The 21,074-nt window shown below is 61.4% G+C and carries 22 protein-coding genes; 18 read left to right on the top strand and 4 right to left on the bottom strand.

Going from position 1 to position 21,074, the window contains the following annotated elements; genetic code table 11:
* Window positions 1-26: 26 nt before the first annotated feature.
* Genes Q0949_RS05950 through Q0949_RS05935 form a run of 4 tightly spaced genes read left to right on the top strand, consistent with a single transcriptional unit; the run spans window position 27 to window position 3,733 of the window.
* Window positions 27-983, top strand: a complete 957-nt coding sequence (locus Q0949_RS05950) for a branched-chain amino acid ABC transporter permease (protein WP_299369651.1) — start codon at window positions 27-29, stop codon at window positions 981-983.
* Entirely contained in the window at window positions 980-2,278 is a 1,299-nt protein-coding gene (locus tag Q0949_RS05945; RefSeq protein WP_299369649.1) for a branched-chain amino acid ABC transporter permease, read from the top strand. The genes Q0949_RS05950 and Q0949_RS05945 overlap by 4 nt, the downstream gene beginning before the upstream one ends.
* On the top strand, window positions 2,275-3,030 hold the full coding sequence (locus tag Q0949_RS05940) for an ABC transporter ATP-binding protein (protein WP_299369647.1): 756 nt from the start codon (window positions 2,275-2,277) through the stop codon (window positions 3,028-3,030). Before Q0949_RS05945 ends, Q0949_RS05940 begins: the two co-directional genes overlap by 4 nt.
* A gap of 1 nt (window position 3,031) precedes the next feature.
* The gene (locus Q0949_RS05935) at window positions 3,032-3,733 is read left to right on the top strand and encodes an ABC transporter ATP-binding protein (protein ID WP_299369645.1); all 702 of its coding nucleotides are present in this window, start codon (window positions 3,032-3,034) and stop codon (window positions 3,731-3,733) included.
* Window positions 3,734-3,737: 4 nt separating this feature from the next.
* On the opposite strand, the gene Q0949_RS05930 is transcribed toward Q0949_RS05935, so the two are convergent.
* Complete coding sequence (locus tag Q0949_RS05930) at window positions 3,738-4,346, bottom strand: glutathione S-transferase family protein (protein WP_299369643.1); 609 nt, start codon at window positions 4,344-4,346, stop codon at window positions 3,738-3,740.
* Between the two features lie 104 nt (window positions 4,347-4,450).
* On the opposite strand from Q0949_RS05930, the gene Q0949_RS05925 reads away from it, so the two are divergent.
* Both Q0949_RS05925 and Q0949_RS05920 read left to right on the top strand, forming a co-directional pair.
* Complete coding sequence (locus tag Q0949_RS05925; RefSeq protein WP_299369642.1) at window positions 4,451-5,659, top strand: serine hydrolase domain-containing protein; 1,209 nt, start codon at window positions 4,451-4,453, stop codon at window positions 5,657-5,659.
* A gap of 37 nt (window positions 5,660-5,696) precedes the next feature.
* The gene (locus Q0949_RS05920) at window positions 5,697-6,572 is read left to right on the top strand and encodes an acyl-CoA thioesterase II (RefSeq protein WP_299369640.1); all 876 of its coding nucleotides are present in this window, start codon (window positions 5,697-5,699) and stop codon (window positions 6,570-6,572) included.
* On the opposite strand, the gene Q0949_RS05915 is transcribed toward Q0949_RS05920, so the two are convergent.
* On the bottom strand, window positions 6,569-7,333 hold the full coding sequence (locus tag Q0949_RS05915; protein ID WP_299369638.1) for an SDR family oxidoreductase: 765 nt from the start codon (window positions 7,331-7,333) through the stop codon (window positions 6,569-6,571). The genes Q0949_RS05920 and Q0949_RS05915 overlap by 4 nt on opposite strands.
* 147 nt (window positions 7,334-7,480) lie before the next feature.
* Between Q0949_RS05915 and Q0949_RS05910 the strand changes: the two genes are divergently transcribed.
* Entirely contained in the window at window positions 7,481-8,320 is an 840-nt protein-coding gene (locus Q0949_RS05910) for a tryptophan 2,3-dioxygenase family protein (RefSeq protein ID WP_299369636.1), read from the top strand.
* 1 nt (window position 8,321) lies between these two features.
* Window positions 8,322-9,515: a kynureninase gene (gene kynU, locus Q0949_RS05905; protein ID WP_299369634.1), complete on the top strand. Its 1,194-nt coding sequence runs from the start codon at window positions 8,322-8,324 to the stop codon at window positions 9,513-9,515.
* 5 nt (window positions 9,516-9,520) lie between these two features.
* On the opposite strand, the gene Q0949_RS05900 is transcribed toward kynU, so the two are convergent.
* The gene (locus Q0949_RS05900) at window positions 9,521-10,549 is read right to left on the bottom strand and encodes an L-idonate 5-dehydrogenase (RefSeq protein ID WP_299369632.1); all 1,029 of its coding nucleotides are present in this window, start codon (window positions 10,547-10,549) and stop codon (window positions 9,521-9,523) included.
* 208 nt (window positions 10,550-10,757) lie between these two features.
* Here Q0949_RS05900 and Q0949_RS05895 point away from each other — a divergent pair, with 208 nt between their 5' ends.
* From Q0949_RS05895 to Q0949_RS05875, 5 genes are read left to right on the top strand one after another with little or no spacing between them, the layout of a single operon-like run.
* The gene (locus Q0949_RS05895; RefSeq protein WP_299369630.1) at window positions 10,758-11,522 is read left to right on the top strand and encodes an SDR family oxidoreductase; all 765 of its coding nucleotides are present in this window, start codon (window positions 10,758-10,760) and stop codon (window positions 11,520-11,522) included.
* Window positions 11,522-12,022 (top strand): gluconokinase, encoded by a 501-nt coding sequence (locus Q0949_RS05890; protein WP_299369628.1) that lies wholly within the window; start codon window positions 11,522-11,524, stop codon window positions 12,020-12,022. Before Q0949_RS05895 ends, Q0949_RS05890 begins: the two co-directional genes overlap by 1 nt.
* Window positions 12,019-12,906 carry an NAD(P)-dependent oxidoreductase gene (locus Q0949_RS05885; protein ID WP_299369626.1) on the top strand — a complete coding sequence of 296 codons (888 nt, stop codon included), beginning with the start codon at window positions 12,019-12,021 and terminating at the stop codon, window positions 12,904-12,906. Before Q0949_RS05890 ends, Q0949_RS05885 begins: the two co-directional genes overlap by 4 nt.
* Window positions 12,903-13,235, top strand: coding sequence for a hypothetical protein (locus Q0949_RS05880; RefSeq protein ID WP_299369624.1), 333 nt, complete (start codon window positions 12,903-12,905; stop codon window positions 13,233-13,235). Before Q0949_RS05885 ends, Q0949_RS05880 begins: the two co-directional genes overlap by 4 nt.
* A 3-nt stretch (window positions 13,236-13,238) precedes the next feature.
* Window positions 13,239-14,246, top strand: a complete 1,008-nt coding sequence (locus Q0949_RS05875; RefSeq protein ID WP_299369622.1) for a LacI family DNA-binding transcriptional regulator — start codon at window positions 13,239-13,241, stop codon at window positions 14,244-14,246.
* Here the strand turns inward: Q0949_RS05875 and Q0949_RS05870 are convergent.
* Window positions 14,243-15,274: a LacI family DNA-binding transcriptional regulator gene (locus tag Q0949_RS05870; RefSeq protein WP_299369621.1), complete on the bottom strand. Its 1,032-nt coding sequence runs from the start codon at window positions 15,272-15,274 to the stop codon at window positions 14,243-14,245. The two genes, Q0949_RS05875 and Q0949_RS05870, sit on opposite strands and share 4 nt — an antisense overlap.
* A 126-nt stretch (window positions 15,275-15,400) precedes the next feature.
* Here Q0949_RS05870 and Q0949_RS05865 point away from each other — a divergent pair, with 126 nt between their 5' ends.
* The 5 genes from Q0949_RS05865 to Q0949_RS05845 all read left to right on the top strand — a co-directional run bounded on the left by Q0949_RS05865 (window position 15,401) and on the right by Q0949_RS05845 (window position 20,994).
* Window positions 15,401-16,927 carry a sugar ABC transporter ATP-binding protein gene (locus tag Q0949_RS05865; RefSeq protein ID WP_299369619.1) on the top strand — a complete coding sequence of 509 codons (1,527 nt, stop codon included), beginning with the start codon at window positions 15,401-15,403 and terminating at the stop codon, window positions 16,925-16,927.
* A 46-nt stretch (window positions 16,928-16,973) separates the two neighbouring features.
* Window positions 16,974-17,936: an ABC transporter permease gene (locus Q0949_RS05860; protein ID WP_299369617.1), complete on the top strand. Its 963-nt coding sequence runs from the start codon at window positions 16,974-16,976 to the stop codon at window positions 17,934-17,936.
* A 28-nt stretch (window positions 17,937-17,964) separates the two neighbouring features.
* On the top strand, window positions 17,965-19,002 hold the full coding sequence (locus Q0949_RS05855; RefSeq protein ID WP_299369615.1) for a substrate-binding domain-containing protein: 1,038 nt from the start codon (window positions 17,965-17,967) through the stop codon (window positions 19,000-19,002).
* Between the two features lie 106 nt (window positions 19,003-19,108).
* Entirely contained in the window at window positions 19,109-19,870 is a 762-nt protein-coding gene (locus tag Q0949_RS05850) for an ATP-binding cassette domain-containing protein (RefSeq protein ID WP_299369613.1), read from the top strand.
* The gene (locus tag Q0949_RS05845) at window positions 19,867-20,994 is read left to right on the top strand and encodes an ABC transporter permease (RefSeq protein WP_299369611.1); all 1,128 of its coding nucleotides are present in this window, start codon (window positions 19,867-19,869) and stop codon (window positions 20,992-20,994) included. Before Q0949_RS05850 ends, Q0949_RS05845 begins: the two co-directional genes overlap by 4 nt.
* Window positions 20,995-21,074 lie beyond the last annotated feature (80 nt).

Here is a 21,074-nt window from a genome sequence, read left to right as displayed (position 1 = left end):
CACACTGCCCCTTTCGGAGCCGATTTATGGATCTCATCCTTGTCAACCTGATCGACGGCCTTGTGACGGGGCTGTTGCTTTTCATGCTGTCGGCCGGGCTGACGCTGATCTTTTCGATGATGGGCGTGCTGAACTTTGCCCATGCCAGTTTCTACATGCTGGGCGCCTATTTCGCCTTCCAGATCAGCCTGGCACTCGGCTTCTGGATGGGGCTGCTGATCGCGCCGCTGGTGGTGGGCGTCATGGGGGCAGGTGTCGAACGGTACGGCCTGCGCCGGGTGCATCAGTACGGCCATGTGCCAGAGTTGATTTTCACCTTCGGGCTTGCCCTGCTGATCGAGGAACTGGTTCAGTTCATCTGGGGCAAGAACCAGATGCCCTACGAGGCGCCCGAGATCCTGCAATTCACGGCCTTTGCCATCGCGGGCAATTCGATCCCGGCCTACAAGATCTTCATGATTTTCATCTCGGTGGCAATCTTCATCGGCCTGCTCTGGGTGCTGACCCGCACCCGTGTGGGCATGATCATTCAGGCCGCGCTGACATATCCCAAAACCGTCGAGGCTCTGGGGCACAATGTGCCGTTGATCTTCATGGGCGTCTTTGGCGTAGGCACGGCCCTTGCCGGCGTTGCGGGCGTGATCGCCGGGCCAGTGCTGGGCACGTTTCCCGGCATGGCCTTCGTTCTCGGCTCCATTGTGTTCGTGACGATCGTCATCGGTGGTCTGGGCAGCCTCTGGGGCGCTTTGGTCGCATCACTGCTGATCGGGTGGATCACCACCTTCTCCAAAGCCTACAACCTGCGGATGGAGGATCTGTTGACTACCTTGGGCTTTACCAAGCCCGAACCGATCTGGGACAGCCCCTGGCGCGATTTGTGGAGCATCACAAGCCCGCAGATCGCGGATATCCTGCCTTACATCCTGATGGTCCTGATCCTGATTTTTCGCCCCTACGGCCTGTTCGGAAAGCGTGACGCATGACCGATCAGCTGACCACCGACCCAACCAAACCCGCCCAGCGTATGCGCGCGGGATCGATGGTGCTGCCGCTGACCCCGTGGGTCATTGCCGCCATTGCCCTGCTGATCCTGCCGTTCATCTTTACCGCCAACTCCGCCATCACCATCATGAACCAGATGGCGATCACGATCATCTTTGCGCTGGCTTACAACATGTTGCTGGGGCAGGGTGGCATGCTGTCTTTTGGGCACGCGGTCTATGCCGGGGTGGGCGGATTTGCCTGCATGCACATTATCAACAATGACGCGTTCTTTTCGAACCTGCCACTGCCGCTGTTGCCGATCTTTGGCGGGCTCTTTGGCATGGGTCTGGCGATGATCGTCGGCTCCTTTTCGACGCGCAAGGCGGGTACCGTCTTTGCCATGATCAGCCTCGGCGTGGGCGAATTGATCGCGGCTTGTTCAGTGATCATCGTCGCATTTTTCGGCGGAGAAGAGGGAATTTCCGGCGACCGCACCTATGGCCTGCCGTTTCTGGGGGTCGAATTCCTGCAACAGATCGAAGTCTATTACCTGATCGCGGTCTGGCTGATGGTGTCGGCGGCGCTGATGTATCTTTACTCGCGCACGCCACTGGGGCGCATGGCCAACGCTGTACGGGACAACCCCGAACGGGCCGAGTTCCTTGGCTATTCCGCGCGCTGGGTGCGGTTCTATTCCTTTGTGGCCAGCGGGTTCTTTGCAGGCATCGCAGGCGCGCTTTTCGCCATCAATTACGAGATCCTGACCGAAGAAAACCTCAACACAACCCAGTCGGGCATCATCCTGTTGGTGACCTTCCTTGGCGGCGTCGGGTTCTTCTTTGGCCCGATCCTTGGCGCGATTGTCTTTACGTTGGTGCAAACCGTGCTGAGCCTTCAGACTGAACTGTGGGGCTTCTACCTCGGCATCGTCTTTGTGGTGACAGTGATGTTCTTTCCCGGCGGTCTGGCGGGGTTGATCATGATGCACGTGCCCGCCAAGCGGCTTGGGAAACTGGGCAGATTGGGACTGCCATATCTCAAGACACTGGGCGCAGGCGCGCTGGGATGCCTGGGTGCTGCGGCATTGATCGAAATGGTGTTCCATGTGCGCCATGCCTCTGTCGGCGATCACGAGATCACCGTGTACTGGACGACATTCGACACCCATGGCGTTCTGCCATGGGTTCTTGCGATTGGTGCGACGGTCATCGGGTTCGGACTGGCGCGCGCAACGGCACCGGGGCTGGTGGCCGCCTGGAATGACGCCAACACACCGGATGGAGCCGCACGATGACGGCTGCGCTGCAACTTTCCGGGCTGCGCAAGTCCTTTGGCAAGACCGAGATCATCCGCGGCGTGGACCTGTCCATCGGGCGGGGGGAACGCCACGCCGTGATCGGTCCGAATGGTGCCGGCAAATCCACGCTGTTCAACCTGATCACGGGTCGTTTTCCGCAATCGGCGGGCACCATCACCCTGCACGGCGAGGATCTGGCCGGAAAGGCCCCGTTCGAGATCAACCGCATGGGCCTGTCGCGCAGCTTCCAGATCACCAACATCTTTCCCAAGATGACCGTGTTCGAGAACGTGCGCTGTTCGCTCCTGTGGTCGATGGGCTACCGTTACAACTTCTGGTCCATGGTGGGGCGCAGCCGCGCGCTGACCGAAGGGGCCGAACAGATCCTGGAACAGATCAACCTGACCGCCCGGCGCGATCTGCCCGCCGGTGTGCTCAGCTATGCCGAACAGCGCGCTTTGGAGATCGGTATCACCATCGCGGGCGGCGCGGACGTGATCATGCTGGATGAACCCACCGCGGGCATGAGCCATTCCGAAACAGACTATATCGTCGACCTCATCCGCAAGGTGACGACGGGCAAGACGCTGGTGATGGTCGAACATGACATGGGCGTGGTCTTTGGTCTGGCCGATCAAATCTCTGTCCTGGTCTACGGCGAGATCATTGCGACCGGCACGCCGGAGGCTGTGCGCGCCAACCCGAAGGTGCAAGAAGCCTACCTGGGTGCGGCATTGGAGGACCATTGAGATGCTGGAGGTCGCGGATCTGCACGCCTATTACGGCAAGTCCCATATTTTGCAGGGGGTCAACATCACCATTGGCGAGGGCGAGATCGTCGCCCTTCTGGGTCGCAATGGGGTGGGGCGCTCGACCACTTGCAAGGCCGTCATGGGCGAGGTGCCGCCGCACGGCTCGGTCAGGTTCAAAGGGCAGGAGATCGCGGGCAAAAAGGCGTTCGAAGTGGCCAATCTGGGTATCGGGTACGTGCCCGAGAACCGCGACATCTTTCCCGGCCTGACCACGCGGCAAAACCTGATCCTCGGCCTGAAGCCGGGACAAAAGGACGGTGCCGGGCGCTGGTCGATGCAGGACATGTTCGAGATGTTCGAAAACCTCGATGCGCGTGCGGATGTGGAGGCGTCTGTACTGTCGGGCGGGGAACAGCAGATGCTGACCATGTGCCGTACGCTGATGGGCGATCCGGATCTGGTGATGATCGACGAACCCACCGAAGGGCTCAGCCCGCAGATGGTGCAGCGCGTGGCGCAACTGCTGCAAGAGATCGCGCGGCGGGGCATTGCGACGCTGTTGGTGGAACAGAAACTGTCGATCGCGCTCGACATCGCGCACCGGGTCTATGTCATGGGCCACGGGCAGGTCGTTTTCGAGGGCACCCCGGCAGAGCTCAAGGCCCGCGATGACGTGCGCAAGGAATGGCTTGAGGTCTAGCGGATCAGAGCGCCGCGGCCTTGATATAGGCCGGCCTCTGCGACAATCGGTCGATATAGGCCGTGAGCTGCGGCAACTCTGACATTTCCACGCCAATGGTGCGCGCGGACATCACCGCCGATCCAGTCATGATATCCGCGGCAGTGAATTCGCCCGCGAGATACGCGCGATCCTCCAGCCCCGCCTCGACCGCGACCAGCATGTGCCCCAGCAGCTTTTTGGCACGTTTGGCGTGCACCTCCGATTGCCGTTCAGGCGGCAGGAAAAACGTCTCGACCATGTAGGAATTGACGGGCGGCATCAGCATCCCCTCGGCATAGTGCATCCATTGCAGGTAGGCCGGGAAATCGGGACTGTCCACGTCCGGGCGAAAGGCAGACCCGCCGTACCGGGAAATCAGGTACTCAAGGATCGCGCCGCTTTCCATGATACGCACATCGCCGTCTTCCAGCACCGGCACACGGCCCATGGGGTGGATGGCGCGGAACGCAGGGCTGCGCATCTGCGGATCACCCAAGGCATAAGATACGAGTTCGTAGGCGAGCCCCATTTCCTCCAGCATCCATGCGGCGCGGATCGCGCGGCTTTTGGGGGCAAAATGAAGCTTGAGCATGTGTCGTCCTCCGGTCTCCGCCGCAGCTTAAGGGCGCGTGAATTGACTTGGCAACAGGCGACGGGTCGGTATCGTGGGCAAAGATCCCGCGCACAGGAATTACCATGTCCCTCACCCTTGCACCTGACCGGCTGTCCCGCATCGGCACATGGGTCGACGCCTATATCGCGGAACGCAAATTCGCGGGTGCCTCCGTGCTGATCCATCAGGGTGGCAGGGAAGTGTTTTACCATGAGGCAGGACCGCGCGATCTGGAAAGCGGCGCGCCCTTTGCACGCGATACGGTCGCGCGCATTTATTCCATGACCAAGCCGATCACCTCCATGGTACTGATGATGCTGGTAGAGGAGGGGCGGTTGCACCTCGATGCTCCCGTGTCGCGGTTTCTGCCGGAATTTGCAGACCCCGTGGCACTGGTGCCAAATGCCGCGCATATCGATGATGTCGCACCCGTGCCGGTGCCCACGCTGCATCAGCTTTTGACGCACCGCTCTGGCCTCAGCTATCCGTTCAACCCCGGCCTCGTTCCATCTGCGATGGAAGCGGAAGATCTGCTGTTCAAACCGGGGGCGCACACGCTTGCCGATCAATGCCGCGCGCTGGCCCGGTTGCCACTGGCCTTTGTGCCGGGGGCGCGGTGGGAGTACTCGGTGGGCATTGACGTGATCGGGCGCGTGATCGAAGTCGTGACCGGTCAATCGCTGGGCGACGTGTTTCAAGCCCGTATCCTTGACCCGCTGGGTATGACCGAAACCGCGTTCTCCGTGCCCATATCGGCGCGGCATCGCTTCGCGGCGCTCTATACCCCGCTCGCCGGGGACGCGATGGCCCTGGGCGGCGGGCAGGCAAGCGACGATCCTTTGCGGCTGGTGGATACGCCAGAGGGGTCACCGTTCCTCAATGCGACGTGCCTTAGTGGTGGGGGCGGGCTTGTTGGCACAATCGATGACTACATGCGCTTTGCCGAATGTCTGCGGCGCGGCGGCGATGGGCTCGTCTCCCCGTCAACGGCGGTTTTCATGATGTCCAACCACCTGCCCGGAGACATCGCGAGCCTCGGGCCATCGAGCTTTGCCGAACAGCCGATGGACGGCATGGGCTTTGGCATCGGCGGAGCGGTCGTGCTTGACCCCGCGCGCAGCCGCGTGCCTTCCTCGGTCGGGGATTTCAGCTGGGGTGGTATGGCGTCCACCTTTTTCTGGATCGACCGGGTACACGACATCAGCGTCGTCTTTTTCACCCAGCTCAGCCCATCCTCCAGCTATCCCGCACGGGCCGAGCTCAAGGCGCTGGTACATGGTGCGTTGATGTGAGAGGCAAAGGTCAAAGAGGCCGGATCGGAACAGCACAATGACAGATGCACACCAGACATTGATGAACCTCCTCGCGGTCGAACGCCTTGAGGTCGACATGTTCCGCGGCACCGGGCAGGGGGGCGAGACGCCCACCCGCATCTTTGGCGGGCAGGTGATCGGACAGGCGCTGGCGGCGGCATACCAAACGGTCGAGGACCGCTTGTGTCACAGTCTGCACGCCTATTTCATCCGCCCCGGTGATCCTGAAATTCCGGTGATCTATCAGGTCGACCGTGCCCGCGACGGGGGCAGTTTCACAACCCGCCGCGTGGTGGCGATCCAGCATGGGCGGCAGATCCTGAACATGTCAGCCTCGTTCCACGTGCAGGAAGACGGCTGGCATCACCAGCATCCCATGCCCGACGTCGAGGGCCCCGAGGACCTGGCCGACCGGACGGCGCTGCGGCAAACCGTGGTGGACCGTATCCCGGAGAAATACCACACCGAATTCCTGCGCCCCCGTCCCATCGACATCCGCGAAGTGGCGCCGCGCGACTTCTTTACCCCCGAGCCTACGGATGATCGCAGCCACTTGTGGTTCCGTATGGCGGCCGCGCGGGGCATCAGCCCGCAATTGCAGCATTGCCTGTTGGCCTATGCCTCGGACCTCAACCTGCTGGGCACAGCGCTGCGCCCGCATGGGCAAACGTGGTTCACGGGGCGCGTGATGGCCGCCAGCCTCGATCACGCGATGTGGTTCCATGCGCCAGCCGAATTTTGCGACTGGCACCTCTATGCGATGGATAGTCCCTGGTCGGGCGGCGGGCGCGGGTTCAACCGGGGCATGATCTATGATCGCCACGGCCAGCTTGTTGCCTCGGTCGCGCAAGAGGGCCTGATCCGGCCCGTGACGCCCAAGCCAGAGGCCTAGCTGCCGTAGACGCGGTTGAGCTTGCGCATGCCCCCGATCCAGCGGTCGTAATCCGCGGTCTTGAGGCGCATGTAGTCCAGAACATTTGCGTGCGGCAGCACAAGGAAGGTTTCGGCCTTGATCGCGTCCACGCACGCGCGCGCGGCGTCGTCCGGCTCCAACATGCCATCGATGGCCGCGACGTGGTCTTCGAACCCTTCGGTCATGGCCGTCCGCACGGCCTGGGGGCACAGAACCGACACCTTGATCCCGTCATCGCCATGGGTCATTGCCAGCCACTCGGCAAGGCCCACCGCGGCATGTTTGGTCACACCATAGGGCGCCGATCCGATCTGGTTCAGCAGACCTGCGGCCGATGCAGTGTTTAACAGGTATCCCCCGCCGCGGGCGATCATCCGGGGCACAACGTGGCGAGCCGCCCAGACATGGGCCATCACGTTGATCTCCCACAGCCGCTGCCACGCATCATTGGGCGCATCAACGCCGCCTTCGACCAGAACGCCAGCGTTTGAACAAAAGAGGTCGATGGGGCCTATGGTATCCTCAACCTCTTTCACGAGGTCTGCGATCTGATCTTCATGCGACACATCAACCGCCTTGGGTATCCCATTGATTTCCTTAGCGGTAGACGCCGCGCCATCTGCATCAAGATCAGCACAGACCACATGTTTCGCCCCTTGGGCGGCAAAGGCCAGACACAGCGCGCGCCCGATCCCGCTGGCTGCCCCCGTCACCACGACTGTCTTGTCCCTGATCTCCATATGCGGCCTCCCTGGGGCATGTGCCACAACTTGAACACCGCCCGCCGCCCGGTGCAAGAAAATGCGATGCCGGACCGCAGATGCTCTTGCGTACGCCAAGCCTGCGGTGACAATGGCACGGAAGGCACCCGCATTCAGGAGACCCACATGAGCAACAGCGCCTATGACCCCGGGGCCGAAGGGGCGAAGATGCAGTTCGGGGATGCGATGTCTTATGGCGACTACTTGCATCTTGACCGGGTGTTGTCCGCCCAGCATCCGCAAAGTCGCGCGCATGATGAATTGCTGTTCATCATCCAGCACCAGACGAGCGAACTGTGGATGAAACTGGCCATTCACGAGATGAACGCCGCCCGCGATGCGCTGATCCGGGGAGACATGAGCCACATGTTCAAGATGCTCGCACGGGTCAGCCGGATATTTGAGCAGCTCAACAGCGCGTGGGATGTATTGCGCACAATGACGCCCGCGGATTACACAACATTTCGCGCGGCTCTTGGCCCGTCGTCGGGATTTCAGTCACACCAGTACCGCATGATCGAATACGTGCTGGGCAACCGCAATTCCAACATGATCAAGCCGCACGCCCATGTGCCCGAAGCAGTTGCCGCACTCGAGGCGGAACTGGCGCGGCCCAGCCTTTATGACGAGGTCGTGCGGCGGCTGTTCCATGATCTGGACGGGTCAGAGGGCACAGCACCTGCGCCGGTGCTGGATGCGCCGCACCCGCATGACCCGGAGATCCAGGCGCGCTGGAAAACCGTCTACGAAGACGTGGACAGGTATTGGACCCTTTATGAACTGGGCGAAAAGCTGGTCGATCTTGAGGACTATTTCCGCCGCTGGCGGTTCAATCACGTCACTACCGTGGAACGGATCATCGGCTTCAAACGCGGCACGGGTGGTACATCCGGCGTGCAATATCTGCGCCGCATGCTAGAGGTCGAACTGTTTCCTGAACTTTGGCACCTGCGCGGAGAGCTTTGACATGACCACATCCCTTCCCAAGCGGGCGCTATTCGATATCCCGGAGGACATCATCTATCTCGACGGCAACTCGTTGGGCCCGTTGCCGAAAGGGGCGGCCGCGCGTGCCAATCAGGTCATCACCGAGGAATGGGGCGGACAGTTGATCCGCGCCTGGAACAGCGCCGGGTGGATGGCATTGCCCACAAAGGTGGGCGACCGGATCGCGCATCTGATCGGCGCGCCCGACGGGTCCGTGGCCACGGGCGACACGTTGTCCATCAAGGTCTACCAGGCGCTGGCCGCAGCGCTCAAGATGCGCCCGGATCGGCGGGTGATCCTGTCCGATGACGGCAACTTTCCCACCGACCTTTACATGGCCGAAGGCCTGATCAAGACGATCGACAAGGGATATGAGCTGCGCACACCTGCGCCCGGCGATGTGCTGGCCGCGATAGATACGGATGTGGCTGTGGTGATGCTGACTCATGTGGATTACCGCACGGGCCGCTTGCACGATATGGAGACGATCACCCGCGCCGCACATGCCGCCGGTGCAGTGATAATCTGGGATCTGGCGCACAGCGCTGGCGCGCTTGCGCTGGACATCGCGGGCAGCAACGCGGAATTTGCCGTCGGCTGCACCTATAAATACCTGAACGGCGGGCCGGGTGCACCTGCGTTCATCTATGCGCGGCCCGATCTGACGCTTGATCTCGAACCGGCGCTGGCGGGCTGGCTGGGGCATGACGCGCCCTTTGCGATGGAGCGGCATTACCGTCCTGCAATGTCTGCCGAACGGCTGCGTGTGGGCACGCCGTCCGTGGTGCAACTGTCCATCCTGGACACGGCGCTGGACGTCTGGGACGGAGTGGACATGAACGACATTCGGGCCGCATCCATTGCGCTGTCGGATCTGTTCATCACAGAGGTAGAGGCGCGGTGCCCCGATCTCGCGCTTGCGTCGCCGCGGGATGCGCAGGCACGCGGGTCGCAAGTGTCGTTTGGCTTCGAACACGGGTATGCCGCGATGCAGGCGTTGATCGATCACGGTGTGATCGGTGATTTCCGCCAGCCCAACATCATGCGGTTCGGTTTCACGCCGCTCTATATCGACCGGGGCGACGTGGTCCGTGCCGCCGAAATTCTGGAAACCGTGATCCGCGACCGGCTGTGGGATGACCCCAAATACCAGACCATGTCGCGGGTGACCTGACCCTGTCAGAAGGTCACGTTCACCTTGATCGCCTGGCTGCGGTCCGAGGCGAGTTCAAAGGCCGATGTCGCATCGTCGATGCCGATCCGGTGCGTGATCAGCGGTTTCACATCCAACCTGCCGCAACGCATCATGTCGACGGCGGTTGTGAACTCCTCGTGAAAGCGGAACGACCCTTTGAGCTGTAGCTCTTTTGCGGTCATCGCCTGCATCGGCAGGGTCATGTCGCCACCCAGGCCAAGCTGCACGATGGTGGCCGCAGGGCGCAGGGCAGGAACCGCCGAGGCAAGCGCCGAGGCCACGCCGGAGCATTCGAACAGAACGTCAAAGTACCCCTTGTCCGCAGCATATGCGCCCAGCGGGTCAGTTTCGGTCGCGACATTGATCCCGCGATCCGCGCCCACTTGCCGTGCCTTGCGGAGCGTAAAGTCGGCAATGTCCGTCGCCACGATATCTACGGCCCCGGCGGCACGTGCAACCAGCACGGCAAGCAGACCGATAGGGCCGCACCCCGTTACCAACACGCGTTTGCCCATCAGATCGCCCGCATGGCGCGCGCCATGCAGAACCACGGACAAGGGTTCGGCCATCGCCGCCTCTCCGGCGGTCAGGTCGCCCGCATCGGCACATTGGGCAAGATCGGCAACAATGAATTCACGAAATGCGCCCTGAATGTGTGGGAATGGCATGGCTGAGCCGTAAAACCGCATGTTGAGACAGTGATTCTGTTGCCCCTTGGCGCAATAGGCGCAGTGCCCGCATGGTCGCGACGGCGACACAGCCACCAAGGCTCCAACCGACAGGCTATCGACGCCAGCGCCCAACGCATCCACGTGGCCCGCAACCTCGTGCCCGAGGATCATCGGTTCACGCAGCCGGATGGCACCAAAGCCGCCATGGTTGTAGTAGTGCAGGTCGGATCCGCATATCCCGCCAGCGGCCATCTTGACCCGCACCTGACCTGGCCCCGGTTCCGGCATCTCTCGGGTTTCGACGCGCAAATCCTTGGCTGCGTGGGCGACGATGACTTTCATTGTTGGGCCTTTCGGAACTGTAAGGGTGCGCAGGTTCACGCTGGGTCATGGCTTAGACTGGGCCGTGTCCTACCGAATGTCACCTTTTGATTGCCGGCGTTTCACATTCTGTACGATTCCACGATTGACAGCCGATGTTATCGGTATCATGTTATCGATACCATTCGGGTGCCGTCAATCCCGCACCCCTCAATTCTCGGAGTGTTTCATGTCCAGCCTCTTCTCCCTTACCGGCCGTCGCGCGCTGATCACCGGATCGTCCCAGGGCATCGGCTTTGCCCTTGCAAGCGGGCTGGCAGAAGCCGGGGCAGAAATCGTTCTGAACGGGCGGGATGCGGCCAAACTCGACGCGGCGGCTGCGGCACTGCGCGAAAAGGGCGCCAAAGTGTACACTTTGGCCTTTGATGCGACCGACCACGATGGCGTCCGTGCCGCCGTCGACGCGTTCGAGGCGGATACCGGCCCGATTGATATCCTGATCAACAACGCGGGCATGCAGCACCGCACCGAGTTGGAAAATTTCCCCGCCGACGCGTTCGAGCGACTGTTGCAGACCAATGTGGCAAGTGTCTTTCACGTCGGGCAAGCCGTGGCGCGGCACATGATTGGCCGCGGGGGCGGCAAGATCATCAATATTGCCAGCGTCCAGACCGCGCTGGCCCGACCGGGTATCGCGCCCTACACCGCAACCAAAGGTGCCGTGGCGAACCTGACCAAGGGGATGGCGACGGACTGGGCCAAACACGGGTTGCAATGCAACGCCATTGCGCCCGGATATTTCGATACGCCTTTGAACGCGGCCCTGGTCGCAGATCCGGAGTTCTCTGCCTGGCTCGAAAAACGTACGCCAGCAGGCCGCTGGGGGCAGGTCGAGGAACTGGTGGGCGCGGCGGTGTTCCTGTCTTCGGCAGCTTCAAGCTTTGTCAACGGCCATACGCTTTATGTGGATGGCGGCATTACGGCGTCCCTGTGATGCGGTGCTATGTCCTTATGGGGGTTTCGGGCTGCGGCAAGTCATCGGTGGGCACGGCCCTGTCGGCGATTTGCCAGATGGATTTCGTGGACGGGGACGATCTGCACCCGCGCGAAAACATCGCCAAGATGACCAGTGGCGCACCGCTTGATGACAATGACCGTGCACCCTGGCTTGCGGATGTGGGCCGTTGTCTTGCCAACCATGGCGGACCAATCGTGATCGGGTGTTCCGCACTCAAGGTCAAATACCGTGATTTGATCCGCGCGCAGGTCCCGGAACCTGTGCACTTCCTCCATCTGGACGCACCGCGCGACGTCTTGGCACGCCGGGTTGCGCTGCGTCCGGGGCATTTCATGCCGACCCAACTGCTCGACAGCCAATTCGACGCGTTGGAGCGGTTGCAGGACGATGAGTGGGGCGGTGAGATCGACATCTCGCGCCCGTACGGGGACGTGGTTGCGCAATCGGAAAACTATGTCAGGGAAACGATGATATGAGCGAAAAGATCGCATTGGTCGGCGCAGGCGCCATGGGCGGCGCCATCGGCGCGCGCCTGCTTGAGACCGGCAATTCCCTGAAAGTGTTCGATCTGGACGCGGACCGGGTGGCGGACATGGTCGCGCTTGGTGCTGTTGCCGCGCCCACCGCTGCTGATGCAGCACGAGATGTGGATTTCGTGATCACCAGCCTCAACGCCTCGCGCATCGTGGGCCTTGCCGCCTTTGGCAAGGACGGGATCGTCGAAGGCGCGGCCCCGGGCACGGTGATCATCGACATGTCCTCGATCGAACCCGATGCCACGCGGAAATTTGCGAAGATGGCTGCGGAACGCGGACTGGCATGGGTCGACAGCCCGCTGTCGGGCGGCGCGCCCAAGGCGCTCTTGGGAGAGCTCACGCTGATGGCCGGCGGTGCGCCCGAAGATGTCGACCGCGCGCATGTTGCGCTCAAACATGTGGCGTCGAACTATACGCATATGGGGCCATCCGGCGCGGGACAGACAACCAAGCTGATCAATCAGGTGCTGTGTGGTCTGGGCTTTCTTGCCGTGGCAGAAGCCACACAGCTGGCGCTGGATGCCGGGGTGGATGCGGAAAAGATCCCGCTGGCGCTTAAAGGAGGCAGGGCGGATTCTGCACTGTTGCAGGAATACCTCCCGCGCTTCGCCACCAAGGATTACCGGCGCACGGGCCGGATCGATAACATGGTCAAGGATCTGAACGCGGTCAACGATCTGGCCCGGCAAACGGGGACATCCATGCCCATGACCGCGCTCTGCGCCGAAATCCACCGCATGCTGACCGCTGCGGGACTGGGTGGCGAGGACCAGGCGGCCGTCATGGAATTTTTCAAAGGCGCTCAAGAGGAGATCACAGCATGATCACGCGTTTCGCACTGTTCGAAGGTTCGGTGAAACCGGGGCAGGAACCGGCCTTTCGTGCCGCGGTTCTGGACCGTCTGGTGCCCTTGTGGCGGCAGTTTCCGGGCAATTCCGATGTCCGCGTGATGTTCAGCGATGACCGCGATCCCGGCGCGCCGGAATTCCCGCTGATCCTTGCCATCAGCTATCCAGACGAGGCGGCGATGACCGCAGCGCTCGACAGCCCGTTTCGCGCCCAGTCGCGCGATGTGACGGGCGAGATCGTGGCGGAACATTTTGACGGTCGCATCCACCACCACGTGACCGAACGGCACGAATTCGTGGGCTGAGCGATGGGTAACGCGCGCATCACCATGCGGGATGTCGCACAGGCCGTGGGCATGTCGCCCATGACGGTCAGCCGCGCATTGCGCGACGACAACACCGTCAGCGCCCAGACGCGCGCGCGCGTGCGGCAGGTGGCGCAGGAACTGGGCTATGTCTATGACAGCACGGCGCAGGCGTTCCGCACCCAGAAAAGCGGGTTTGTCGCCGTAACCCTGCCATCGGTCAACAACGCCAACTTTGCAGAGACGTTTCGCGCGCTGAGCAACGGCTTGGGGCAGGCGGGGGTGCAACTGCTGTTGGGCAGCACGAATTACCGCGTTGACAAGGAAGAAGAATTGGCGCGCCAGTTGCTGACGCGCAATCCCGAGGCGCTGATCCTGACCGGGGGGCATCACACGGACGCGACGCGGCAGTTGATCCGGGGCAGGGGTCTGCCGGTGATCGAGATGTGGGACCTGCCCGCCGATCCGCTGGGTCACGTGGTGGGGTTCTCGAACGCGGATGCCATGGGCCATATCGTGGATCACCTTGTGCAGACGGGCCGGCGCAAGCTCGCCTTTGTCGGTGCGTCCGAAGGGGCGGACATGCGCGGGGTCGTGCGGCGCTCAGGTGCTGTGGACCGTGCGCGTCATCACGGATTGCCCGAGATCGATTTCATTGACGCAGGCCCCGCCCCGGTGTCGATGCGCCACGGCCATGCCGCAATCGAGGCCTTTGGTCGGGACATCGCGCGCTATGACGCGCTTGTATGCGTGTCGGATCCGGTGGCGTTCGGCTGTCTCAGCGCCCTGCAACGCCTGGGTCTGACCGTTCCGGACGATCTGGCGGTCACGGGCTTTGGTCATTTCGAGGTGGCCAAGATCTCGAACCCGCGGATCACGACCGTCAATGTGCGCGCCGAGGACATCGGACATCAGGTCGTGGCGCTTTTGCAGGATATTTTTGCCGGAGCAGTCGCCGATCAACGCAGTGTCGATGTCGGATCCGAACTCGTTATCGGCGAGACAAGCTAGGCCGAACGGTCGCGCACTGTAGATCCGGGGATCAACCGAAACCCGATGTCGACGCAAGCGGGCACGGGCTCGTCCGTGAGACGGCCCATCATCACTTCGGCGGCTTTCTGTCCCAGTTTCAGATGCGACACGTGGCAGGACGTCATGCGACGTTTCATCACCGAGGCAATCGGCAAATCCCCCCAGCCTGCGATGCCGATGTCGTCCGGCACCTTCAGCCCCTTGCCGGTACAATATTGCAGTCCGCCAAAGGCCATCGCGTCATTCTGATAGTAGATACACTCGACACCACGCGCCGCGGCCAGCAACTGTTCGGTCCCATAAAACCCGGGGTAGTAGGTGGCGGTGTCGTGCAGGCAGAGCTGCTTCACGACCTGTCCGCCTGCGCCCTCAACCGCCTTGCAAAACCCGTTCAGCCGCTCTGTTGCGGCGTTCGCCGTGTCGTGGGACGTGCCGACATAGCCAAGGTTGCGGTAGCCCAAGTTGGTCAGATATCGCCCCATGTCAAAGCCACAGTCAAAGTGGTTGATACCCACGCTCATGTCGAGCGGGCTGGAGTTCAGATCCCAGATCTCGACAACCGGAATTCCAGCGTTGCGCAGCATCTCGGTGGCGCGCGGAGAGTGGTAGCGCCCTGTCAGGATAAGCCCCGCAGGCTGCCAGGATAGGACAGTCCTGATCCAGTTCTCTTCCTCGTTCAATGTGTGCTGCGTAAGCCCCAGAACCGACTGGTATCCGAAGGTCCCGAGCTTGCGATCTATGCCCTCCAGAACCTGTGCAAACACCTCGTTACCGAGGTCCGGGATCGACACGCCGATGAAGGTGGAGCTTTGATCGCCCGCAAAAACCGTCGCCAAGCGATTCGGCAGGTAGCCTAGTGCGTCGACCTGCGCCATGACCTTGATGCGCGTTTGTTCGGAATACCCGCCCTCGTCGCGCAAAACACGGCTCGCAGTCATTTTGGACACGCCCGCCGCCCGAGCGACTTGTGACAGGCTTACCTTGTTGTTTTTATTCTGTTTATCCACGGTCTACGCCATCTTACGTTACGGGTAACTTATGCCTTGACAGTACATGCGATCTGACCCGATGCTAGCGTAACGTTACGGGTAACTCAACGGGGAGGTTGAGACGCGTAACAGGGAGGATATGCCATGCCAGACCTGCAGTCAGGTTTGTTCTTTGACAGCATCGACAAGCACTTTGGGGGCACATACGCGCTCAAGGATGTGTCGCTGACTGTGGGCCGCGGCGAGATCGTCGCACTGCTCGGAGAGAACGGCGCAGGCAAGTCCACATTGATCAAGGTTCTGGGCGGCATCCACACCCCGGACGCGGGCCGGGTTCTGATTGACGGTGTCCCTTATCAACACAAGACCGCAGGTTTTGGCGAACGGCAGAAGGTCGCGTTCATCCATCAGGATCTCGGGCTGATCGAATGGATGACAGTGGCCGAAAACATCAGCCTTGCGCTTGGGTTTTCGCGCAAGAATGGCCTGATCCGCTGGGACAATGTGGAACGGTTTGCGGCGGATGCGTTGGCCAAGGTGGATTGCGCATTCGATCCCACGACCCGCGTCGAGGACTTGTCGCGCACGGAAAAATCGCTTGTTGCCATTGCCCGCGCCTTGGCCGTCGACAGCGAATTCCTCGTGCTGGACGAACCGACTGCCTCCTTGCCCGCGGACGAGGTCGAACGGCTCTTTGCCGCGATCCGCCCGTTGCGGCAAAAGGGCGTGGGCATGATCTATGTCTCGCACCGGCTGGATGAGATTTTCCAGATCGCGGACCGGGTCGCGGTATTGCGTGATGGTGCCATGGTTGGGGTGCGCAGCATCGATCACACCACACCCGAAGAACTGGTGCAAAAGATCGTGGGGCGCAAGACGCGCGAAACGGTCAAGGCACCGGGCGATGCAGGTGCGCCTGTTTTGTCCTTGCGCGACTTCGAAGTGCCGGGGGTTCAGCCGCTGAACCTCGATCTGCAAAAGAATGAGGTTCTGGGCCTTGTCGGGCTGCGCGGGGCAGGGCACGAGGCAATCTCGCGCGCGCTGTTCGGGTTGGTTCCGTTCGAAGGGTCGGTGACACTGGCGGGCAACACCCCCGATCTGTCCTCGCCGCAAGCGGCACTTCATTCCGGCGTCGGCCTCGTGGCAAAGGACCGGACGGAGGAATCGGTGGCGATGAGCCTCAGCATCCGTGAGAACACGTTCCTGAACCCCGACGGCATTGGCCGCAAACTGTTCCACATCCTGTCGCCCAAGACCGAGGCGGATCAGGCGGCCATCATCGGTGCCGAACTGGGTCTGTCGCCCAATGATCCCAGCCTCGCCATCGAGGCCCTGTCGGGGGGCAACCAGCAAAAAGTGGTCATCGGCCGCTGGCTCGCCACCAAGCGCCAACTGCTGATCTGCGAAGATCCAACGGCCGGTGTCGATGTCGGGGCCAAGTCCGAGATCTATGCGCTGCTGAACCGCGCACTGGCAGACGGCGTCGCGATCCTGATTATGTCCACGGATTTTGAAGAAATCGCAACGATCTGTCACCGCGCCATCGTGTTTAGCCAGGGCGCGATTGTCGATGAGCTGACAGGCACGCGGCTGACCACAGAAAACCTGATCCAGTCGGCATCCGCCGGGAATATCAAGACAGAAGGGAGCGGTGCGAATGCAGTCGCTTGAATCCAGTGCACTCGAGCCGACCAAGGCCGAACTTAAAGGCTTGCCAATGAGCAGACGCGTGATGCGGTTCCTTCCTGTCTATGGGTTGGTGATCCTGACCGTGTTTCTGATCGGTCTGTTTTCTGTCCTCCTGCCCAACACATTTCCGACGATGCTGAACCTGCGGTCGATTATCTCGGACAAGGCGATCATCGCGCTTTTGTCGCTGGGGGCAATGATCCCGATGGCGGCGGGTCGGATCGACCTGACCGTCGGCTACGGGATCGTGCTGTGGCACATTCTGGCGATCAGCTTGCAGACGATGCTGGGTCTGCCGTGGCCGATTGCGGTTGCCATCGTGCTCTTGCTGGGCGCAGTCACCGGGTTTTTGAACGGCTTGCTGGTGGAAGTCGCCAAGATCGACAGCTTTATCGCCACACTTGGCACCGGCACGGTGCTGTACGCGCTGGCTCTGTGGCACACTGGCGGGCGGCAGATGGTCGGGCTTTTGCCGGATGGGTTTTACGCGCTCAACACCACCTTTGTCTTTGGCCTGCCCATCACCGCCTATTACCTGGTCGTCATCACGGTCGTGATGTGGATCGTTCTCGAATACACGCCGGTGGGCCGGTACCTCTATGCCATCGGAGCGAACCAGCGGGCCGCGCAGCTGAACGGTATTCCCACACGGAAATACGTGATCGGCGCCTTTGTCGCATCCGGAACAATGACGGCTTTGGCCGGCGTGCTGCTGGCCGCGAAACTGCGGATCGGGCAGGCGTCTGTTGGGCTCGAGTTCCTGCTGCCTGCTCTTGTTGGCGCATTCCTCGGTTCCACCACGATCAAGCCCGGACGGGTCAATGTGTGGGGCACTGTCGTGGGTGTCGTCATCCTCGCGGTCGGCATTTCAGGCATTCAACAATTCGGTGGCTCCTTCTGGGTCGAGCCGCTGTTCAACGGAGTTACCCTGCTGGTTGCCATCGGCATCGCAGGCTACGCGCAGCGCAAAAAAGGTGCAGACAAGCGCTGAGCAATCACGATTGCAAAGGGAGGATACTATGCAAAAACGTACATTTCTGGCCGGGTTGATCGCCACAACGATGATGACCGCGGTCCCGGCTTTGGCCGAATGGGACGGCCCCACAGCCGGACCTACGGCGGCCGAAGGCAAGTCCATCGTCGTCGTCGCGGGCGACCTGAAAAACGGCGGCATCCTGGGGGTGACCACGGGGGTCGAAGAAGCGGCTGAAAAGATCGGCTGGGACGTGCGCGTTCTGGACGGCGCCGGATCCATTCAGGGCCGTACGGCTGCGATTGGTCAGGCGCTGGCGCTGAAGGCCGACGGTATCATCATCAACGGCTTTGACGCTGTGGAACAGCAAGCCGCACTGGAAGGTGTGGTCGCTGCTGACGTGCCCATGGTTGCTTGGCATTCAGGGCCGAAGATCGGATGTGACGCGCCCGGCGGTATCTTTGCCAACGTGTCGACAGATGCGATGACAGTGTCCGAAGTGGCCGCCGAATGGGCCATCGAAGATGGTGGCACGGACATCGGCGTCGTCATTTTCACCGACAGCACCTACCAGATTGCCATCGACAAGGCCGACCGCCTGAAAGAAACGGTCGAAGCGGCGGGCGGCAAGGTTCTGGAATATGTGGACACACCCATTGCCGATACATCGACACGCATGGGGCCGCTGACAACGTCGCTGTTGCAGAAATACGGGGAAAGCTGGACGCATGCGCTGGCGATCAACGACCTCTATTTCGACTTTATGGGTCCATCTCTGGCCGCGGCCGGACTGGCACCCGATGCGGGACCTCAGGCGGGCTCTGCCGGGGATGGGTCAGAGGCCGCGTTCCAGCGCATCCGGTCGAATGGCTACCAGGCCATTACCGTGGCCGAGCCGCTGAACCTGCAAGGCTGGCAGCTTGTAGACGAGCTGAACCGCGCCATTCAGGGCGAGGCCTGTTCGGGCTATGTCACGTCGCCTGCGCTGGTCACACCCGAAGGGCTGGCCAAGATGGGCGACAGCAACGCGTTTGACCCCGACATTCCCTACCGCGACGCCTACGCGACGATCTGGGGCAAATAAGGGTTTCTCCCCGCAGGGTCCCGGAGTGAGTGACGGGGCCCTGCATTAATCGACCTATCGATCCGGCGCAAAGCGCCACCCATCCGAGTTGGCGGAGGATAACGCCATGGCACAGACACCGCTTGTCCAGATGACAGGCATCACCAAACGGTTCGGCGGCGTGACCGCCCTGCAGAATGTCGATCTTGCTGCCTATGGCGGAGAAGTCCTTGCCATCGTGGGCGACAACGGCGCCGGAAAATCGACCCTAATCAAGGTCCTGACGGGCGTTTATCAACCGACTGAGGGGGACATTTACCTCGATGGTGAAAGGATCGAATTTTCGAACCATGCTGACGCCGCACGGTCAGGTATCGACGCCGTCTATCAGACACTTGCGCTGGCTGATCACCTTGATCCCGCAGCCAACATGTTTCTGGGCAACGAGCTGACCAAGAAAGTGTTCGGCATCACTGTGCTCGACAACAAAAAGATGCGGTCCGAGACCGAGCGGGTGCTGATGGAACGCCTTGGCGTGCGCCTGAAATCACTGGATGCCCCCACCGACAGCCTGTCGGGCGGGCAGCGACAGGCCGTGGCCATTGCGCGCGCCGTATATCACGAAGGCCTGCGGGTGCTGGTGATGGATGAACCCACCGCCGCCTTGGGTCCGCAGGAAACAGCGCGCACCCTGAAACTGATCAAGGCGCTCAAGGCTCAGGGCCTCGCCGTGATCCTGATCAGCCACTCGCTGGATGACGTATTCGAAGTGGCCGACCGCGTTCACGTGCAGCGCCGGGGACAATGCGTTGGCGTGGTGCTGACCTCTGAAAGCTCGACCCAGGACGTGCTGGGCATGATCGTTGGCGCCAAGGAGGACGCAGCATGAACACCGCAGTTGACGCAGACTATAAGCCGCCGCTGAGCGAACGGCTTGAGCCGTACATGGCTGTCATCGCGCCGATGGCGATGATTGCCGCCATTTTCCTGTTCATGGCCGTGGCCTCGCCCGAACGGTTCTACCGGATCAGCAATCTTGAGCTGATCCTGCAGGACGCGGCCCTCTATATGCCGATGGCGATGGCGATGACCTTTGTGATCACCCAGCGCGGCATTGACCTGTCTGTCGGATCGGTTGCCGTTCTGTCGGCCATCATCATGGCGTTTCTGGTCAAGCAATTCGGATTCTCGATCTATGTCGGCATTCCGATTGCGCTGTCGATTGGCGCTCTTCTGGGCCTGATCAACGGTCTGATCATCACGCGCCTGAACGTACCTGATCTGATCGGAACGCTCGCGATGGATCTGGTTTACAAGGGCCTCGCGCTGCTCTTGGCCAAGGGTCTGGTGCTGGCGCGTTTTCCGGACGTGTTGACGGAAATGGGGCGCGGTCAAACGCCGTTCTTTATCCCCACGCCTGCCGTGATCGGGATTCTGACGATGATTGCGGGCTATTACATCCTGCAGCGCACGCATTTTGGCCGCTACACCGTCGCCATCGGGTCCAGCCCGGAATCGGCGGAACTGACCGGCATCGGTGTAAAACGTCACAAGGTCTATGCCTATGTGTTGTGTGGTGCCTGTGCAGCGCTGGCGGGTCTGATGCTGACCGGTAAACAAAACGCCATTCAAGCGACGATGGCCCCATTCTTTAACCTGCACGTCATTGCGGCGGTAGTTGTGGGGGGCACGTCGCTGTTTGGTGGGCGGGCATCCATTATCGGGTCGTTCTCGGGCGTCCTGCTGCTCGCCATGATGCTGAATGCACTGGTGACACTGCGGATCGAGTTCTTCTGGCAGCCGGTGGCGTCGGGCTTTGTGATCATCAGCTCTGTGGCGCTCTATGCCTGGATCCAGAAAAAGGATCGTGACGGCGGGGGCGGCTGGTTTGCCGACCTCAAAACGGCCGAAGGCCAGAAACTGGTGCGGTTTTCCGCACTCATAATTGGCGTGCTGATTGCCTTGCTCGCAATCGGTGGCGTCTTTGCCGGGGACACCGTGAACAGCGGGTAAACGGCCAAATGCGGGGTGGTCGGGCCGGGGGTGCAGCCCCAGCCCAACCGATGGCTCCGCTCTCATTGCAAAGGGAGGAA

The sequence above is a fragment of the uncultured Tateyamaria sp. genome (assembly GCF_947487805.1).
Classification (GTDB): Bacteria; Pseudomonadota; Alphaproteobacteria; order Rhodobacterales; family Rhodobacteraceae; genus Tateyamaria.
The sequence above is the reverse complement of the archived record's forward strand: the minus strand, read 5'-3'. Positions and strand labels throughout refer to the sequence as shown.

Excerpts from the sequence above, each read along its gene's own strand:
- Q0949_RS05915 (WP_299369638.1), bottom strand. The coding sequence starts at position 7,333 with ATGGAGATCAGGGACAAGACAGTCGTGGTGACGGGGGCAGCCAGCGGG.
- Q0949_RS05910 (WP_299369636.1), top strand. The coding sequence starts at position 7,481 with ATGAGCAACAGCGCCTATGACCCCGGGGCCGAAGGGGCGAAGATGCAG.
- Q0949_RS05860 (WP_299369617.1), top strand. The coding sequence starts at position 16,974 with ATGAGCAGACGCGTGATGCGGTTCCTTCCTGTCTATGGGTTGGTGATC.
- Q0949_RS05855 (WP_299369615.1), top strand. The coding sequence starts at position 17,965 with ATGCAAAAACGTACATTTCTGGCCGGGTTGATCGCCACAACGATGATG.
- Q0949_RS05925 (WP_299369642.1), top strand. The coding sequence starts at position 4,451 with ATGTCCCTCACCCTTGCACCTGACCGGCTGTCCCGCATCGGCACATGG.
- Q0949_RS05950 (WP_299369651.1), top strand. The coding sequence starts at position 27 with ATGGATCTCATCCTTGTCAACCTGATCGACGGCCTTGTGACGGGGCTG.
- Q0949_RS05885 (WP_299369626.1), top strand. The coding sequence starts at position 12,019 with ATGAGCGAAAAGATCGCATTGGTCGGCGCAGGCGCCATGGGCGGCGCC.
- kynU (WP_299369634.1), top strand. The coding sequence starts at position 8,322 with ATGACCACATCCCTTCCCAAGCGGGCGCTATTCGATATCCCGGAGGAC.
- Q0949_RS05935 (WP_299369645.1), top strand. The coding sequence starts at position 3,032 with ATGCTGGAGGTCGCGGATCTGCACGCCTATTACGGCAAGTCCCATATT.
- Q0949_RS05850 (WP_299369613.1), top strand. The coding sequence starts at position 19,109 with ATGGCACAGACACCGCTTGTCCAGATGACAGGCATCACCAAACGGTTC.
- Q0949_RS05945 (WP_299369649.1), top strand. The coding sequence starts at position 980 with ATGACCGATCAGCTGACCACCGACCCAACCAAACCCGCCCAGCGTATG.
- Q0949_RS05930 (WP_299369643.1), bottom strand. The coding sequence starts at position 4,346 with ATGCTCAAGCTTCATTTTGCCCCCAAAAGCCGCGCGATCCGCGCCGCA.
- Q0949_RS05845 (WP_299369611.1), top strand. The coding sequence starts at position 19,867 with ATGAACACCGCAGTTGACGCAGACTATAAGCCGCCGCTGAGCGAACGG.
- Q0949_RS05895 (WP_299369630.1), top strand. The coding sequence starts at position 10,758 with ATGTCCAGCCTCTTCTCCCTTACCGGCCGTCGCGCGCTGATCACCGGA.
- Q0949_RS05865 (WP_299369619.1), top strand. The coding sequence starts at position 15,401 with ATGCCAGACCTGCAGTCAGGTTTGTTCTTTGACAGCATCGACAAGCAC.
- Q0949_RS05890 (WP_299369628.1), top strand. The coding sequence starts at position 11,522 with ATGCGGTGCTATGTCCTTATGGGGGTTTCGGGCTGCGGCAAGTCATCG.
- Q0949_RS05880 (WP_299369624.1), top strand. The coding sequence starts at position 12,903 with ATGATCACGCGTTTCGCACTGTTCGAAGGTTCGGTGAAACCGGGGCAG.
- Q0949_RS05900 (WP_299369632.1), bottom strand. The coding sequence starts at position 10,549 with ATGAAAGTCATCGTCGCCCACGCAGCCAAGGATTTGCGCGTCGAAACC.
- Q0949_RS05875 (WP_299369622.1), top strand. The coding sequence starts at position 13,239 with ATGGGTAACGCGCGCATCACCATGCGGGATGTCGCACAGGCCGTGGGC.
- Q0949_RS05920 (WP_299369640.1), top strand. The coding sequence starts at position 5,697 with ATGACAGATGCACACCAGACATTGATGAACCTCCTCGCGGTCGAACGC.
- Q0949_RS05940 (WP_299369647.1), top strand. The coding sequence starts at position 2,275 with ATGACGGCTGCGCTGCAACTTTCCGGGCTGCGCAAGTCCTTTGGCAAG.